The organism is Trinickia dabaoshanensis (assembly GCF_002879885.1).
Classification (GTDB): Bacteria; Pseudomonadota; Gammaproteobacteria; order Burkholderiales; family Burkholderiaceae; genus Trinickia; species Trinickia dabaoshanensis.
Genome location: NZ_PNYA01000016.1, coordinates 22,627 through 35,753, shown reverse-complemented (window position 1 = coordinate 35,753; position 13,127 = coordinate 22,627). Strand labels below are relative to the sequence as shown.

Here is a 13,127-nt window from a genome sequence, read left to right as displayed (position 1 = left end):
GTAGGACAGCGGCGCGCGATCATTGTCCGCGATCGTGACGGCTTTTGATACTCCCGAGCGGGTAGCGGTCGGCCAAGTGTTCCAGGCGGCTCCGGTCGATGGACGCGACCGAAGCCACCCGGACCGGCGTAAGCTTCGAGTTCCTTCCATCGACCATCGCGAGCATCGCCCATGTTTGAACTTCGACTCGCCGTCCCTTCGGACACGCCGGCTCTCGAGGCGCTCATTCGGCGCTCCGGCGTGGCATTGAGCGCCGGCTTCTACACGCCCGAGCAGGCGCAGGCCATTACGCGGCACGTATTCGGTGTAGATAGCCAACTCGTGGAGGACGGCACCTATTTCGTGGTGGAGCACCTTGGGTCTCCCGTGGCTTGCGGCGGATGGAGCAAGCGGCGGACGTTGTTCGGCGGGGATAGGGCGAAGTCCGGGCCGGACCCGCTGCTCGATCCTGCCGTGGAACCGGCGCGCATCCGTGCGTTCTTCGTGGAGCCGTCGATGGCGCGCCGGGGGCTGGGTAGGCTGCTCATGGACCGCTGCACCGCAGAGGCCTTGCGGGCAGGGTTTCGATCGATGGAGCTCGTGGCGACCCTTCCCGGTGAGCCGCTGTACCTCGCCTCGGGCTTCACGGTGCTGGAGCGCTTCGAGTTGTCTCTGCCACCGGATATCCGCGTGCCGGTGACGCGCATGGGGCGGACGTTGTCTTCGGGTTGCTAAGCCTTCTCCGCAGGCATGTTCGAATGGTCAGATACGATAAAAGACGTTTTATTGGTAATTAACCATTTTTTATCTATTGCGTGAAGTATCAAATGGTCTATGAATGACTTGTTGCCGATTCTGACGCGGACGGTCGCGGCAGATAGATGTGCGCAAATGTGATCGATGCCGATGATTCCCTCGTCTCGCGGTGCTCTCATCGACAATGGGCTGGGGCGTCCGTAGATGAGCGTTCGATAGTCTTTGGTCGTCATCGACTGGAAAACGTCGTCGTGCAGCCATTGAATCAAGCATTGCGAATGAAAGACGCTGTCGAAATTTCGGCTGGTCGGATCGTAGGCGAGATTGAAATAGTCATTGATGAGTGATGCCACTTCGAGTGTTTGGCTCATTCTTGCTCCCGCTCCATGAAATTTGGGTGATCTGTATAGTGGTGTCTCTTGCCACGTTGCACCACTGCGAATTGGGCATTCCTGCTATGACGGAAACGCATCGATGATGGAAGAGCTTGACGGAGGGCTGGTGGGCGGTTTGATTGCGCTGGCAGCGGTAGCCGAGACGCAAAGCTTTGGACGTGCCGCTGAGCGGCTAGGAAAGACGCAGCCGGCTGTGAGCAGGGCTGTCGCTCGACTCGAAGAGCGGCTCGGGGCGCGGCTCGTGAATCGAACGAGCCGCCACGTCGAGATCACGGAATCGGGCCACGACCTACTGATGCGAGTGCTACCGCATCTGCAAGGGATCGACGAGGCGACGACCGAGGCTGCGGAGCGCAGCGCCTCGGTCCGCGGAACGCTGCGTGTGGCATGCGATGCCTTGTTTTCTCGCTTGGTTTTGGCGCCGCGGCTGGCCGCATTTCTCAACGAAAACCCGTCTTTACAACTGAAGCTGGAGACCAGACCCCAGCTTCCGGACTTGGTGAGCGAGGGATTCGATCTCGCCGTGCGCTTCGGGATGCCCTCGTTGCCGACGCTGGTTTGCCGCCGATTACTGAGCGCCCGCGTGTTGACGGTTGCCGCGCCGTCCTACCTGGCGCGGCGCGGACGCCCGAAGCATCCGAACGAACTGCTCGAGCGTAATCACGAATGTATATTGGCCATCGATCCATCAACGGGTAGACCGTTCGAATGGGCGTTTTGGAAAGGAAAACAGAAGATCGTCGTCGACGTTCGGGGTAACTTGACGGTGACGGACGCGGGCACCAAGCTGGGTGCCTGCGTGGCCGGCTACGGGATTGCTCAACTGATTGATATTGGCCTCGATGAGTATGTTGACGATGGACGGCTCGAGGTCTTGTTTCCAGAATGGCCCGACGAAGTGTTCCCTTTGTATGCCTATTACCCCAGCAGAAATCATGTCCCTCGAAAGGTGCGCGCGTTTATCGATTTCATCGCCGGCGGAATGAGTCAGCGCAGCGGTTGCGTCGCTTCACGCGCGGACTACTTGGCGAGCAACCCGCTTTCGATAGCGGCCGGCGAGAACTCGAACGCAATCGAAGAATCCGGCCGCACGAGCGCTTGATCTTTGCCGCGGTAATCCAAATTCGAAAGAATGTCGCGTATCAAGTTCAGGCGCGCTAGCCTCTTGTCATCGCCAAGAACGATGCGCCACGGTGCGTCGGCAGTATGCGTACGCAGCAGCATCGCATTTCTCGCCTTCGAATACGCTTTCCAGTGTTTCACCGCAACCTCGTCGATCGGGCTCGTTTTCCACTGCTTGAGAGGATCGCGCTTGCGGTCGGCGAGCCGTGCCGTCTGTTCGCTTCGTGAAATATCGAGGTAGTACTTCAGCAACCGGATACCGGAGTCGACCAGCATCCCTTCGAATCGCGGCGTCGATTGCAGAAACTCTTCCACTTGCTCCGGCGTGCAAAATCCCATCACGTTTTCCACGCCCGCTCGGTTATACCAACTTCGGTTGAAGAGCACGAGTTCTTCGGCAACCGGAAGGTGGGGGACGTATCGCTGGAAGTACCACGCGCCGAGGTCTCTATCGGACGGCCGCCCGAGCGCAACCACGCGCGTATCGCGCGGGCTCAGGTGTTCGACGATTCGTTTGATCGCGCCGTCTTTGCCCGCAGCGTCCCGTCCTTCGAGCAACACGAGAATCTTGTCTTTGCAAGCGATGAAATGACGCTGCAGCTTGACTAGTTCGATCTGCAGGTCGCGGAGCTGACGTTCGTATGTGTCTTGTGTGAGCGCTTCGTGAACCGTCGGCGAATGCTCGTCGGAGGAACGGCGCCGGGCATCGGGTGCCCGCGCGGCTTTCGCTTTGTGGCTCATGGTTTCACCTAAGCACGAGCGCGATCGGATTCGGAGCGCGATTGCTCCGGCTTGGAAAAATGCTAGAGGACCGGGGGCGAGTGTGCATTGACGCCGATCAACCGGCCGTCGGAATCCGCGCATGCCATGCAAACCTCGCGGGCATGATGTCTCTCTACGAGCAATGGGCGTTGATTGTCTGCATGGACTAGTCACGCCCAATCTTGCCAAAACGGCAACGATTTCGGACGCACGCCGCAGGGCGCCAACCGCAGGGGCTAAAGTGAATTTCGATAAGGCGGGCGACGTCTTTTGCCGTCGCGTAGCCGCATAACGATGCGAAAGAGCGCCGGACCCTACAATCCACTGAGCCGCAGGCGCTGACGCTCAGCAAAGGAAACGCAGTGAGAAAGACAATCGTCGGCCTCGACGCGATGCGCTTCGTGCTCGCCGTCTACCTCATGGTGTTCCATACGATTCACGCGTATCCGCAGGCGGGCGACCTGCCGCTCATCTGGCTTACCGATCTGGGCGGGTTTTCCACGAGTAGTTTCTTCATTCTCTCGGGTTTCATTCTTACGCACGTCTACATCGAGCGAGGCGCCGGGTTGCGTGGCAGCACGCGCGACTTCCTCGTCAAAAGGCTGTCGGAAATCTATCCGATTCACTTCATCGGATTGCTTTTATTCGTTCTCGTGCTGGCGCTGAGCACCCGGTCGTTCCATTCGTTTTTCCTGCCGTCTCTCGGGCGGGAAGATCGGCAGATCGTTCAACTCGGTACCGGACCGGCGGTATTGAACTGGCTGCTGAACATTTCGATGCTCCAGGTATGGTACGCGCGCTACTCGTCGATCAACCCGCCGTCCTGGTCGTTGAGTTGCCTGCTGTTTTTCTATTTCTGTTTTCCGGTGCTGGCTCCCCGGCTAGCCACCATGCGTCATCGCGCGATCGCGCTCATCGCCGTGTGGCTTTTGTACCTCGTTCCGCCCGTTACGGTCGTGCTGATCGGGGCGTATGGATCGACCGCCGTCGGTACGGTGGAGCACAACCCCATCCTGCGCATCCCCGAATTCATGAGCGGCATCCTGCTATACAGTCTCTATTCATCCGGACGTTTGAAGTGGATGCTCGGCACTCGTTGGCGCAAGGCGGTCGCGGCGGGATTCGTTTTGGTGTCGTTCGCGCTGGCATCGTATCTGACCGCAACCGGGCCGCTCTTTTTCCTCTATGTCGTGCACAACGGTGCGTTGATGCCAGCGGAGTTGACGCTCGTTGTGCTATGCGCCGATGCCGTCGTACCACGCTGTGCGCATCGCACCGTCTCGCGGCTCGGGAACGCCGCGCTTTCTATCTTCGGCATACACGGCGCTCTGTTTGCCGTGGCTATCAAAGCGTTGAAGTTGACGGCCATCCATGAGTCCATATGGCGATGTGCGTCGCATTTTTCCGCCTGCGCGGCAAGCGTGAAAGGACTGGACCCATCGATGGCTACCTATCCGCTGTACCTGGTCCTCACGGTGATCGTGGCCGTACTCTTTCAAGAGCGCTGTTTCGTTCCGATCCGTAGCGCGATTCGGCGGGCGTTGTTGAAGCACGATACGCGTCCCGCGCACCGCCCTTGGATAGCGAACGTGTGAGCGGGCGGGCCCTGATCGTCGCCCACGGCGATCTTGATTTGTTCGATATTTCGATTATTATGGAAATGTCGAAACCAAAATCTGTGGGAACAACCATGAAACGTCTGCACGTCCATTTGGCCGTCGAGGACCTGGCCGCCAGCGTCCGCTTTTACTCGGCGCTTTTCGCGAGCGAGCCGACCGTTAGCAAGCCCGACTACGCGAAGTGGATGCTCGACGATCCGCGCGTCAATTTCGCGATTTCGCAGCGCGGTGCCGAGCCGGGGCTCGACCATTTGGGCATTCAGGTGGAGAGCGAGGCGGAATTGGCCGAGATGCACGCTCGCCTCGAAAGCGCTGCGATGCCAGTAGATGCGCAGCCCGGTACGGCGTGTTGCTATGCCCGGTCGGACAAGTACTGGACCGTCGATCCGCAAGGCATCGCGTGGGAGTCCTATCACACGTTGTCCGCTATCCCCACGTTCGGCGAGCCGCACCGGACGCCGTCGACGGAGGCGGTGTCCGAAGCCGCGGTATGTTGCGGATCATCGCGCGCGGAGCAGGCCGGGCGTCCGGTCAAGTCTTCGTCATCGTGCTGCTGAGTGTGCTGAGTCTCGATCGCGGCGGACGGGCAGATAGTGCTGGGGCCGAGCCAGGCCTTCCTCGCCGCGCACGCGCCGGGTGGCGGGCTAGACTTACCCCTTCCCGCCACCTACGACGAACATGGTTTGCATCCCGTCGTGGTAATGTCCCGGCTCATTGCAAAAAACGACATATCGTCCTTTGCCGAGGATGAATTGAGCCGTGACGGTCTCGCGCGGGCGAAGGTCTTCAATGCCCTGCAAACCCTTAACCTCGTCTTCCCGCACTTGTTGCGTCTTCTGATCGTAAGGCAGCGCGTCGTCGGCTTTGGTCCACTTCGCGAACAGAAACTCATGCACGGTATTGCCTGATTCGTTCTCGACGGTGAACTCCACAGGGCCCGATGGAATAGTCGCCGGGCTCAGCGTTAGCGACATGTGTCCGTTTTTTCCGTCCGAGAGCTTGACGACGACTTTTGTCGGCTCGCTCGCCAGCGCGAGCGACGAAGCCAGTGAAATTGCTGCCGTGAAAAGCAGCGCATGCGACGATTTCGACATGACTCATTCCTCCGTTGCTTCGTTTTATCCAGGAGGCGCAATGGCGATGTGTCAACCGTCAACGGTGGCCGTACACAGCGGCAATTGCACAAGCGCGGATCGTGGACGTCGCGATCCGGACCTCTCCGGTTTCGGCGGCTGCAAGGCTATGACGGACAGCCGTTCGAACCGGAGGGTGACACAGTCAGCTTAAGGTTTGGTTAACGGCCAGGCTCTCTACCGTACTTCGGCGCGTTCGTCCACGCGTTGGGCCGCATCGTGGGGTCGCAAGTCTCGTCGTGCGACCGGTTAATGGCCGGCGCAATCCTCGCGTCGCGCAACGCTGCCGCGACAGCGATTCATCTCGTCCAGAGCACGGCGTGGGAATTACCGTTCGCTGTCAGCGCATCTCCAACCACGTCTCCCTTGTCGTTGATACCGAGCGCTTCGCTGAAAACTCCACCGGGCAGCGTGCCAAGATCGTGCATCGCACCGTTCGAATACAAAAATGCGTGGTTGGCCGCCCCGGAGTTGTCCGCGACGCCAACGATATCGCCGCGCTCGTTGATCCCCATCGCGACGCTGTACGTGCCGCCAGGAAGCGTTCCGAGGTCGATCATCTGCCCTTGTCGATACAGGAAAGCGTGCTGTGCTCCGGTGGCGTCGTCCGCGTAGCCGACGATTTCACCCGTGTTGTTCGTGGCCAACGCTTGACTGAATGTCCCGCCGGGAAGCGTTCCGAGGTTGTTCATGACTCCGTTGCCATAGGAAAACGCAAGCGTGGTGTACGGCGCGACGGTCACGATGTTCGAGTAACCGACAACCCGTCCGCGGTTGCTGATCCCCGTTGCCTCGCTGGTGTCGCCCCCGGGCAGGGTCCCCAAGTCGCTCATGACCCCGTTCTCGAACAGAAATGCGTGCTGCGGCCCACTGGCGGAATCGGCGAAACCGACGATCTGGCCGCGATTGTCGATCCCGGACGCTTGGCTCCCTAGGCCGCCCGCCAACGTACCCAGATCCGTCATGACCCCTTTGTCGTAAATGAATGCGTGGCGCGGGCCGGCGAGTCCGCGCGGGGTCGAGAAGCCGACGATTTGGCCGCGATCGTTGATCGCCGTAGCCTGGCTGACGGTGCCCCCGGGCAGGGCGCCGAGATCGGTCATGACGCCTTTGTCGACCACGAACGCGTGAAATTGCCGATGAGGCGGGCTAAACGGGATGACCCCGGTTGTTGCAATGGAGTAGTTGGAATAGCCGGCAACCTGGCCACGATTGTTGATGGCGGTAGCATAGCTATTGGGCCCGCTCGGCAACGTGCCCAAGTCGTGGATGGTGAGGTTTTGAGCGATAGCCGGCGCAGATGCGGCGGCGGCCAACACAGCAAACACAGTCAGCATGCGGGCAACATAGCGCGTGACGGATTCCAGCGATGGTGTCGAGATGGCAGGCGGAGAATCGGGCAAGCCGAGATAGACCGCAAATCCTAAGCGAGCAGCCATTTGTAAGCTCCTTGGTCGTGAGCACACTGTGGAATCCCCTGTTTTCAGGACGATGCAATCGACGGGTCGTGTCCGATCCGATCCAGTCCAATGGTCGTTCGCCATCCTGCGAACACGAGGTAATGGGGCTTAAACCGGAGCAGCTAATGCGAGCAACATGCCAGCATCGGCGGCAAGGGGGAGAGCGCGGTGCCACTGCTCATTCGAGCCGCGGTTTCCCGCGAGAAACGCAGGTTTTGTTTCAGTTCTGAAACACCGAGGCGTACACAGTCGATCGATGCTCGTATCGCGCTGCCATTAACGCAAACGAGGATGGAAGTTTGTTCATGTCGAGCTCTGTCGTTGGCCGATTTCGGCGGCGTGGCACCAGCCAATGGTGGGCGCCGTCGGCTCGAGAATAGGTGGTTATCGGCCTACCAGACGAATTGCTTTGGTGTCCCGTTTACGGCGAATTTCATGCCCGATCGCGGAGGTCGCGGATGTACTTTCCCGGTGCGCAGCCCATGACTCGCTTGAAAGCAGCGCCGAACGCGCTTTCCGATTCGTAACCGACAGCCGGCGCGACGACGGATATCGTGTCACGGCCTTTGGCCAGCCGGTCGGCGGCAACCAGCATTCGCCACTGCGTCAGATACTCGAGCGCGGGCATCCCTACGCTGGCCTTGAAGTGAGCGGCAAAGCCAGAGCGCGACATGCCACCCTCCCGGGCGAGGCTCTCGAGCGTCCATCGGTGCCCGGGCCGGGCGTGCATTGCACTCAGGACCGCATTCATCCGAGTATCGGCCAGCGCAAGCAGCCAACCCGGGCCGGTCGTTGCCGCGTGTGAGAGGTGCAGCCTCAGCGCATCCACGAGCAGCGTCTGCGCGACATGTTCCGCAATCAATGCGCTACCTGGCGCAGGTTCACGCAACTCGCGCATGAGCCGCTCGATCGACGTACGCAAGGCGGCCTTGTCCGCCTCGCTCGTGAAGTGCAGTACGGGCGGCAGTTCTCGTAGCAGGTGCTCGGCGTGCCGGGCTGCGAAGTCGAAATACCCTCCCACACCGGAGCACGAACCGCCTCCGTCCAGCACCGCCAATTCGCCGGCGGGCACCTCGGAGAAAAATTGTTCGGCGTCCAGCGCGGGAACGTCGGATTGGGAGTCGAGCCGAAATGCTCGGCCCCGAGCAAGCAGTACGCAATCGCCCGCATGAAGGCGGATTGGGACATCGATGCCGTCGACGCGGAGCCAACAAGCGCCGGAGTGGACGACGTAACACTTGATGCCTTCAGCGGCCGCGAATCCGAGCGCCCAGCGTTCGCCCGCGTCGAGGCCGCGAAAGGCATAGCTCATCGGTTTCAGAAGTGCCAGAGCGTCGGACAAGGCATCCATTTGTTTTTGGACGATTGCGATAGTTTTCGGCACGTTAAAGCATTGTTCATCTATATGCAACGCTCTAAAGTCGCGTCATTGCGTTAGAACCGACGCGGTCGCACCTAGGAGAAAGTTGCGTGCACAACCATTTTGCCCTCTGGCTACCCGCAAAACGAACCGCTTTCGCGCTGGGAAAGAACTCCCACACGCACCCTCGGCCCAACGAGATCGTGGTGCGCAACCGCGTAGTTGCCGTGAATCCTGTCGATCGGCTGATGCCGGCGATTGGCGATTTCGTGTTCCCTTGGCTCGAGTATCCGGTGGTGCCGGGGTCCGACGTAGCGGGCGAGGTGGTGGAAGTGGGATCGAGCGTGACCCGCTTTCGGGTGGGCGAGCGTGTGCTCGGTCATGCCCTAGGCGCGGAAAAAGGACGAAATGCGTCGTCGGAGGGCGCTTTCCAGCAATTCACCGTGCTGCTCGAACATATGACGGCGCCGATACCCGCATCGCTTTCGTTCGAGGAGGCTGCGGTATTGCCTCTGGGACTGTCGACGGCCGCGTGCGGCTTGTTTCAGTCCGATTTCCTCGCGTTGCGACACCCGCAACTGCGCCTCGGGCCGACGGATGAGACCGTTGTGGTGTGGGGTGGCTCGACGAGTGTCGGTAGCAATGCGATTCAGTTGGCGAGGGCGGCTGGCTATGACGTGGTCGCAACGGCGTCCGTGCACAACTTCGATTACGTGATGAGCCTGGGCGCGCGTGCGGCGGTCGACTACCGCAGCCCCGATGCGATCGAGCAACTGGCCTCGCTGATGCAAGGACGACGCGTCGCTGGAATGCTGGCGATCGGAGCGGGGTCCGCAGCCGCCTGCGTTGAGATCGCGGCTGCATGCAAGGGCCGGCGGTTCATCGCCATGGCCAGCCCGCCGGTTTCATTCGACGAGGTACCGCTCGGTAAAGGACGGATGCGCACGTTGTTGCCTCTGATGGCCCGTGTCTTGGGCGGTACGGCCAGTGTGCGACTGCGCGCGCGTCGACTCGGCATATCGACGCGAATGATCTGGGGAGGCGCGCTGTGGCAGAACGAAGTGGGACCGATGATCTATCGGGACTTTCTACCTGCCGCCCTGGCAGAGGGACGCTTCGTGGCGGCTCCCGAACCTTGTGTGGTTGGGGAAGGCTTAGAGCAGATTCCCGTCGCACTGGATCGGCATCTCAAGGGCGTCTCCGCAAGCAAGCTGGTGGTTCGGCTGTGACCGGTAGCGTCTCGAGCGCACGCTTCGGGCCGCCCGAAGGGATGGCGCATTGCGTGGGCTCGATCGTCGTCGGAAGCGTGGCCGCGAGGACGGCTTTTCCGAACCACGAGGCCGTCGCCAGCGCGAAAGCGGCTGTCGGGGCGCTCGCTCAATCGGCTGCGACCACCTACGCAGGGCGAGGAATACGCGTCAACTGCATCCATCCCGGGTTGACCCTTTCGGCGATGTCGGCCCGTTTGACCGCTTCCGAGCCGGCGGTGGCGCGTCTGTCGCGCGCGAATCCGCTCGGGCGGCTAGGCACGGGCGACGACACCGCCGCATTGGCCGATTTTTTGTTGAGCCCGCACGCCTCGTGGATAACGGGACAACAGTTCTGCGTCGATGGTGGCCAGGGCGCCTTGACGATTCCACTTGGAGCCTAGCGCTCGTCGTGGCGATCAGCGATCGCCTTGTTCGCCGCGTTGTCCGCGCAACGTCTCGAAAGCCTCGAGCGCCCGTAGGCGCGCTTGTTGATGGGCGACGATGGGCAGCGGATAGGTGTCGCCCAATCGGACGGAGGCGGCCGCGAGTTGCCCGGGCGCCGTTTGCCACGGCGCATGGATGGAGGCGGCGGGCAATCGGTCGAGTTCGGGCAACCAGCGTCGTACGTACTCGCCTTGGGGATCGAACTTTTGCCCTTGCAGAACCGGATTGAAAATGCGGAAGTAGGGTGCCGCGTCGGCGCCGCTGCCGGCAACCCATTGCCAGCCTGCCGGATTATTGGCTTCGTCCGCGTCGACGAGCGTGTCCCAGAACCACGACTCGCCATCCCGCCAGTCGATCAGCAGATGCTTGACGAGAAACGATGCGGCCACCATCCGTGCGCGATTGTGCATCCAACCTGTCAGCCACAACTCGCGCATGCCGGCGTCAACGAGCGGATAACCGGTTTGGCCGCGCTGCCATGCGCGTAACGCGTGCTGATCGTTTCGCCATGGCATGGCGTCGAACTGCGGCCGGAAGTTCACTTCGTGCAGCGCAGGGCAATGGTAGAGCAGGTGGTAGGAAAATTCGCGCCAGCCGAGTTCGTCTTGAAATTTTCGAAGGTGCTCGCTGGAGATGGACTGCGCCTGCGCGGCCGCCAGCGCGGCATACCAAACCTGCCGCGCCGATATATTGCCGAAGCGAAGGTAAGGCGACATCTTGCTCGTTGCGTCGCGCGCCATCTCGTCCCGGTGCGTCGCGTAGCCGTCGAATTCCCCATCGAGGAAGTGCCGCAACCTTTGCTGTGCGCCGCTTTCGCCGCATCTCCATGTTTGACGCAGACCGGCTGCCCAGTCGGGTGCATGGGGTTGAAGCTTCAAATCGGCGAGGCTTACCGCGTTTGCGCAGGCGCTCTCGGGTGTGCCATGGAAAAGTAGAGCGTCGGGCGAGGGAAGAGGGGGCGCGGGAGAGATGTCTTGACGCGCCGCGCGCCAATAGGCACCGAACACCTGGAATGGTTCGCCGTCCCGCCGGGTGACCTTCCAAGGTTCCCGAAGCAGGTGCCCGTTGAACGTCGATACCGCAACGGCCCTTGCTTCGAGCGCCGATTTGATCGCGGCGTCGGTTTGACGCTGCGCGGGGGAATAGCGGCGATTCCAGCAGACCTCGATTGCGTCGATTGCTTCCGCGAACGCTAGGATGGTTTCTTGTTCGTTCCCTCGCAGTAAAACGAGGCCCCCGCCCAGCGATCGCAGGCTGCCGTCGAGTTCGCGCAAAGACTCGTGCAGCCACCACCGAGCGGCTGCGCCGAGCGGCCGGCCGTGGTGCGGCTCCGGGTCGTGGACGTACACGCAGACCACGGCATGTCCGCTGGACGCCGCGTGAGCCAAAGCGGGGTTGTCGGTCAGCCGTTGATCGTCGCGGAACCAGACGACGATCGGTTGGCTCGGGTGGGCTCGTGAGCGATCTCTCATTGTTTCGCGCTTGCGGGGATGAAACGAAAGTGTACAAGGTTTACCGGTACGCGTCGTTCGATGGCGCGCCGGTGAAACGATATCGTGCCGGGTTCGGCGTGATGCTTCGGCGCGAAGCGCCAGGGGCGTCGCTTCGTCGCGGCTCGGTTCGCGCGTTCGCTGGCGGAAAGCGGGTGCCCAGCGGGCGCTGCTATAGTACGATTGAGCTTACAGTGAATCAGAAAAGCGTCACAACATCGTTTCGCTATTCGCGTCAAACCGACTGACAAGAGGAAGCGCATGAAGAAGAAGGCCGCCAGTGCGGCAGTCGAGCCGCGAGGTCCACAGGTGCAGGAGAGCGACGAGCATCGCTATCGAAGTGGCGAGGCTGCGCGGCGGGCCAAGATGCCGCCCACCACGCTGCGCATGTGGGAGCGGCGCTACGACGTCATCAGTCCCATGAAGAGCGAGGCGGGTCAGCGGCTGTACTCGGAAGAAGACGTGCGCCGGCTGGTCCTGCTCAAGGCGCTGGTCAGGCAGGGCCATGCGATCGGCTCGATCGCGCGTCTGCCGCGCGAGCAACTCGAGTCGCTACTGCAGGTGCGTACGGAAACCGTCGCCCCGGCGCCGCGAGCGAAGGATGCCGGTACCGGGCGAGTCGTCCGGATCGCTGCCGTGGGCGCCGCGGTGCAGCGGTGGCTCGCGCTTCCGGTTGCGCAATCGGGGCACGCCGAACACATCGACTTGCTCGGGCTGGCCAGTCTAAGCGAGGCGGGCGCCGCGGCCGACAGGGGCGAGGCGGTCGATGCGCTGGTGGTCGACGTGCTTGCATTGACGCGCGATGTGGCGGCGCAGGTGCTCGAGATGCGAGGTCGCCTGCGTGCACGGGTTGCGGCAGTGTCCTACGCCTTCGGCAATGCCGAGCCTACCGAGACGTTGCGTTTGGCGGGGGTGCGGCTATACCGGGCGCCGCTTACCGCCGTGGAGAGCCGCCAACTCGCGGCGGACTTGCTGGCGGGCGGTGCGGCTTTGGAGGCGGTGAGCGCGGAAGTCATCGGCGCGCGCATGCCTCGCCGCTTCGACGACGTGGAGTTGGAGCGCGTCATGTCGCGCTCGGCGATCGTTCAGTGCGAGTGCCCCCAGCACCTCGGCGAACTGATCATGCGTCTCGATGCGTTCGAGCGTTACAGCAACGATTGCATGTCGCGATCGGTCGATGATGCCGCGTTGCATCGGCACCTGGGCGATGTCACGAACCACGCTAGAGCCATGCTCGAATCCGCGTTGATGCGCGTGTTGGGCGCTCACGCGCCGGAGTGAGAGAAAGGGCGCCGGCGAGAGCCGACGCCGCACCGATCCGAATGCGCCGTGTCGGCGGTCCCTTGCGATCGCCGAG

13 protein-coding genes are annotated in these 13,127 nt (G+C 61.7%); 7 read left to right on the top strand and 6 right to left on the bottom strand.

What is annotated here, in order from left to right; translation table 11 throughout:
- Positions 1-171: 171 nt before the first annotated feature.
- A complete protein-coding gene (locus C0Z18_RS17765; protein WP_102646743.1) occupies positions 172-714 on the top strand; it encodes a GNAT family N-acetyltransferase in 543 nt (180 codons plus the stop codon).
- On the opposite strand, the gene C0Z18_RS17760 is transcribed toward C0Z18_RS17765, so the two are convergent.
- Positions 711-1,106, bottom strand: coding sequence for a nuclear transport factor 2 family protein (locus tag C0Z18_RS17760; protein WP_102646742.1), 396 nt, complete (start codon positions 1,104-1,106; stop codon positions 711-713). The two genes, C0Z18_RS17765 and C0Z18_RS17760, sit on opposite strands and share 4 nt — an antisense overlap.
- Before the next feature lie 103 nt (positions 1,107-1,209).
- Here C0Z18_RS17760 and C0Z18_RS17755 point away from each other — a divergent pair, with 103 nt between their 5' ends.
- Positions 1,210-2,232, top strand: a complete 1,023-nt coding sequence (locus C0Z18_RS17755; RefSeq protein ID WP_332888215.1) for a LysR family transcriptional regulator — start codon at positions 1,210-1,212, stop codon at positions 2,230-2,232.
- On the opposite strand, the gene ppk2 is transcribed toward C0Z18_RS17755, so the two are convergent.
- A complete protein-coding gene (gene ppk2 / locus C0Z18_RS17750) occupies positions 2,151-2,993 on the bottom strand; it encodes a polyphosphate kinase 2 (protein WP_102646740.1) in 843 nt (280 codons plus the stop codon). The two genes, C0Z18_RS17755 and ppk2, sit on opposite strands and share 82 nt — an antisense overlap.
- A gap of 383 nt (positions 2,994-3,376) precedes the next feature.
- Here ppk2 and C0Z18_RS17745 point away from each other — a divergent pair, with 383 nt between their 5' ends.
- Positions 3,377-4,609 carry an acyltransferase family protein gene (locus tag C0Z18_RS17745; protein WP_233217367.1) on the top strand — a complete coding sequence of 411 codons (1,233 nt, stop codon included), beginning with the start codon at positions 3,377-3,379 and terminating at the stop codon, positions 4,607-4,609.
- 95 nt (positions 4,610-4,704) lie between these two features.
- Positions 4,705-5,190, top strand: a complete 486-nt coding sequence (locus tag C0Z18_RS17740) for an ArsI/CadI family heavy metal resistance metalloenzyme (protein WP_102646738.1) — start codon at positions 4,705-4,707, stop codon at positions 5,188-5,190.
- Positions 5,191-5,283: 93 nt separating this feature from the next.
- Here C0Z18_RS17740 and C0Z18_RS17735 read toward each other — a convergent pair whose 3' ends face one another.
- From C0Z18_RS17735 to C0Z18_RS17725, 3 genes are all read right to left on the bottom strand, one after another.
- Complete coding sequence (locus C0Z18_RS17735; RefSeq protein WP_102646737.1) at positions 5,284-5,727, bottom strand: hypothetical protein; 444 nt, start codon at positions 5,725-5,727, stop codon at positions 5,284-5,286.
- Between the two features lie 338 nt (positions 5,728-6,065).
- The gene (locus C0Z18_RS17730; protein WP_233217366.1) at positions 6,066-7,205 is read right to left on the bottom strand and encodes an HAF repeat-containing protein; all 1,140 of its coding nucleotides are present in this window, start codon (positions 7,203-7,205) and stop codon (positions 6,066-6,068) included.
- Positions 7,206-7,659: 454 nt separating this feature from the next.
- Positions 7,660-8,568: an AraC family transcriptional regulator gene (locus C0Z18_RS17725; protein WP_199189485.1), complete on the bottom strand. Its 909-nt coding sequence runs from the start codon at positions 8,566-8,568 to the stop codon at positions 7,660-7,662.
- A gap of 128 nt (positions 8,569-8,696) precedes the next feature.
- Here C0Z18_RS17725 and C0Z18_RS17720 point away from each other — a divergent pair, with 128 nt between their 5' ends.
- Entirely contained in the window at positions 8,697-9,815 is a 1,119-nt protein-coding gene (locus C0Z18_RS17720; protein ID WP_102646735.1) for a zinc-binding alcohol dehydrogenase family protein, read from the top strand.
- On the top strand, positions 9,812-10,237 hold the full coding sequence (locus tag C0Z18_RS17715; RefSeq protein WP_233217365.1) for an SDR family NAD(P)-dependent oxidoreductase: 426 nt from the start codon (positions 9,812-9,814) through the stop codon (positions 10,235-10,237). Before C0Z18_RS17720 ends, C0Z18_RS17715 begins: the two co-directional genes overlap by 4 nt.
- Positions 10,238-10,252: 15 nt before the next feature.
- On the opposite strand, the gene C0Z18_RS17710 is transcribed toward C0Z18_RS17715, so the two are convergent.
- Positions 10,253-11,752 carry a cryptochrome/photolyase family protein gene (locus C0Z18_RS17710; protein WP_102646734.1) on the bottom strand — a complete coding sequence of 500 codons (1,500 nt, stop codon included), beginning with the start codon at positions 11,750-11,752 and terminating at the stop codon, positions 10,253-10,255.
- Between the two features lie 279 nt (positions 11,753-12,031).
- Here C0Z18_RS17710 and C0Z18_RS17700 point away from each other — a divergent pair, with 279 nt between their 5' ends.
- Entirely contained in the window at positions 12,032-13,051 is a 1,020-nt protein-coding gene (locus C0Z18_RS17700; RefSeq protein WP_102646732.1) for a MerR family transcriptional regulator, read from the top strand.
- The last annotated feature ends 76 nt before the right edge of the window (positions 13,052-13,127 follow it).

What these genes read in the sequence shown, in the direction of transcription:
- C0Z18_RS17755 (WP_332888215.1), top strand. Translation starts at nt 1,210, where the DNA reads ATGATGGAAGAGCTTGACGGAGGGCTGGTGGGCGGTTTGATTGCGCTG.
- C0Z18_RS17710 (WP_102646734.1), bottom strand. Translation starts at nt 11,752, where the DNA reads ATGAGAGATCGCTCACGAGCCCACCCGAGCCAACCGATCGTCGTCTGG.
- C0Z18_RS17735 (WP_102646737.1), bottom strand. Translation starts at nt 5,727, where the DNA reads ATGTCGAAATCGTCGCATGCGCTGCTTTTCACGGCAGCAATTTCACTG.
- C0Z18_RS17730 (WP_233217366.1), bottom strand. Translation starts at nt 7,205, where the DNA reads ATGGCTGCTCGCTTAGGATTTGCGGTCTATCTCGGCTTGCCCGATTCT.
- C0Z18_RS17765 (WP_102646743.1), top strand. Translation starts at nt 172, where the DNA reads ATGTTTGAACTTCGACTCGCCGTCCCTTCGGACACGCCGGCTCTCGAG.
- ppk2 (WP_102646740.1), bottom strand. Translation starts at nt 2,993, where the DNA reads ATGAGCCACAAAGCGAAAGCCGCGCGGGCACCCGATGCCCGGCGCCGT.
- C0Z18_RS17700 (WP_102646732.1), top strand. Translation starts at nt 12,032, where the DNA reads ATGAAGAAGAAGGCCGCCAGTGCGGCAGTCGAGCCGCGAGGTCCACAG.
- C0Z18_RS17760 (WP_102646742.1), bottom strand. Translation starts at nt 1,106, where the DNA reads ATGAGCCAAACACTCGAAGTGGCATCACTCATCAATGACTATTTCAAT.
- C0Z18_RS17740 (WP_102646738.1), top strand. Translation starts at nt 4,705, where the DNA reads ATGAAACGTCTGCACGTCCATTTGGCCGTCGAGGACCTGGCCGCCAGC.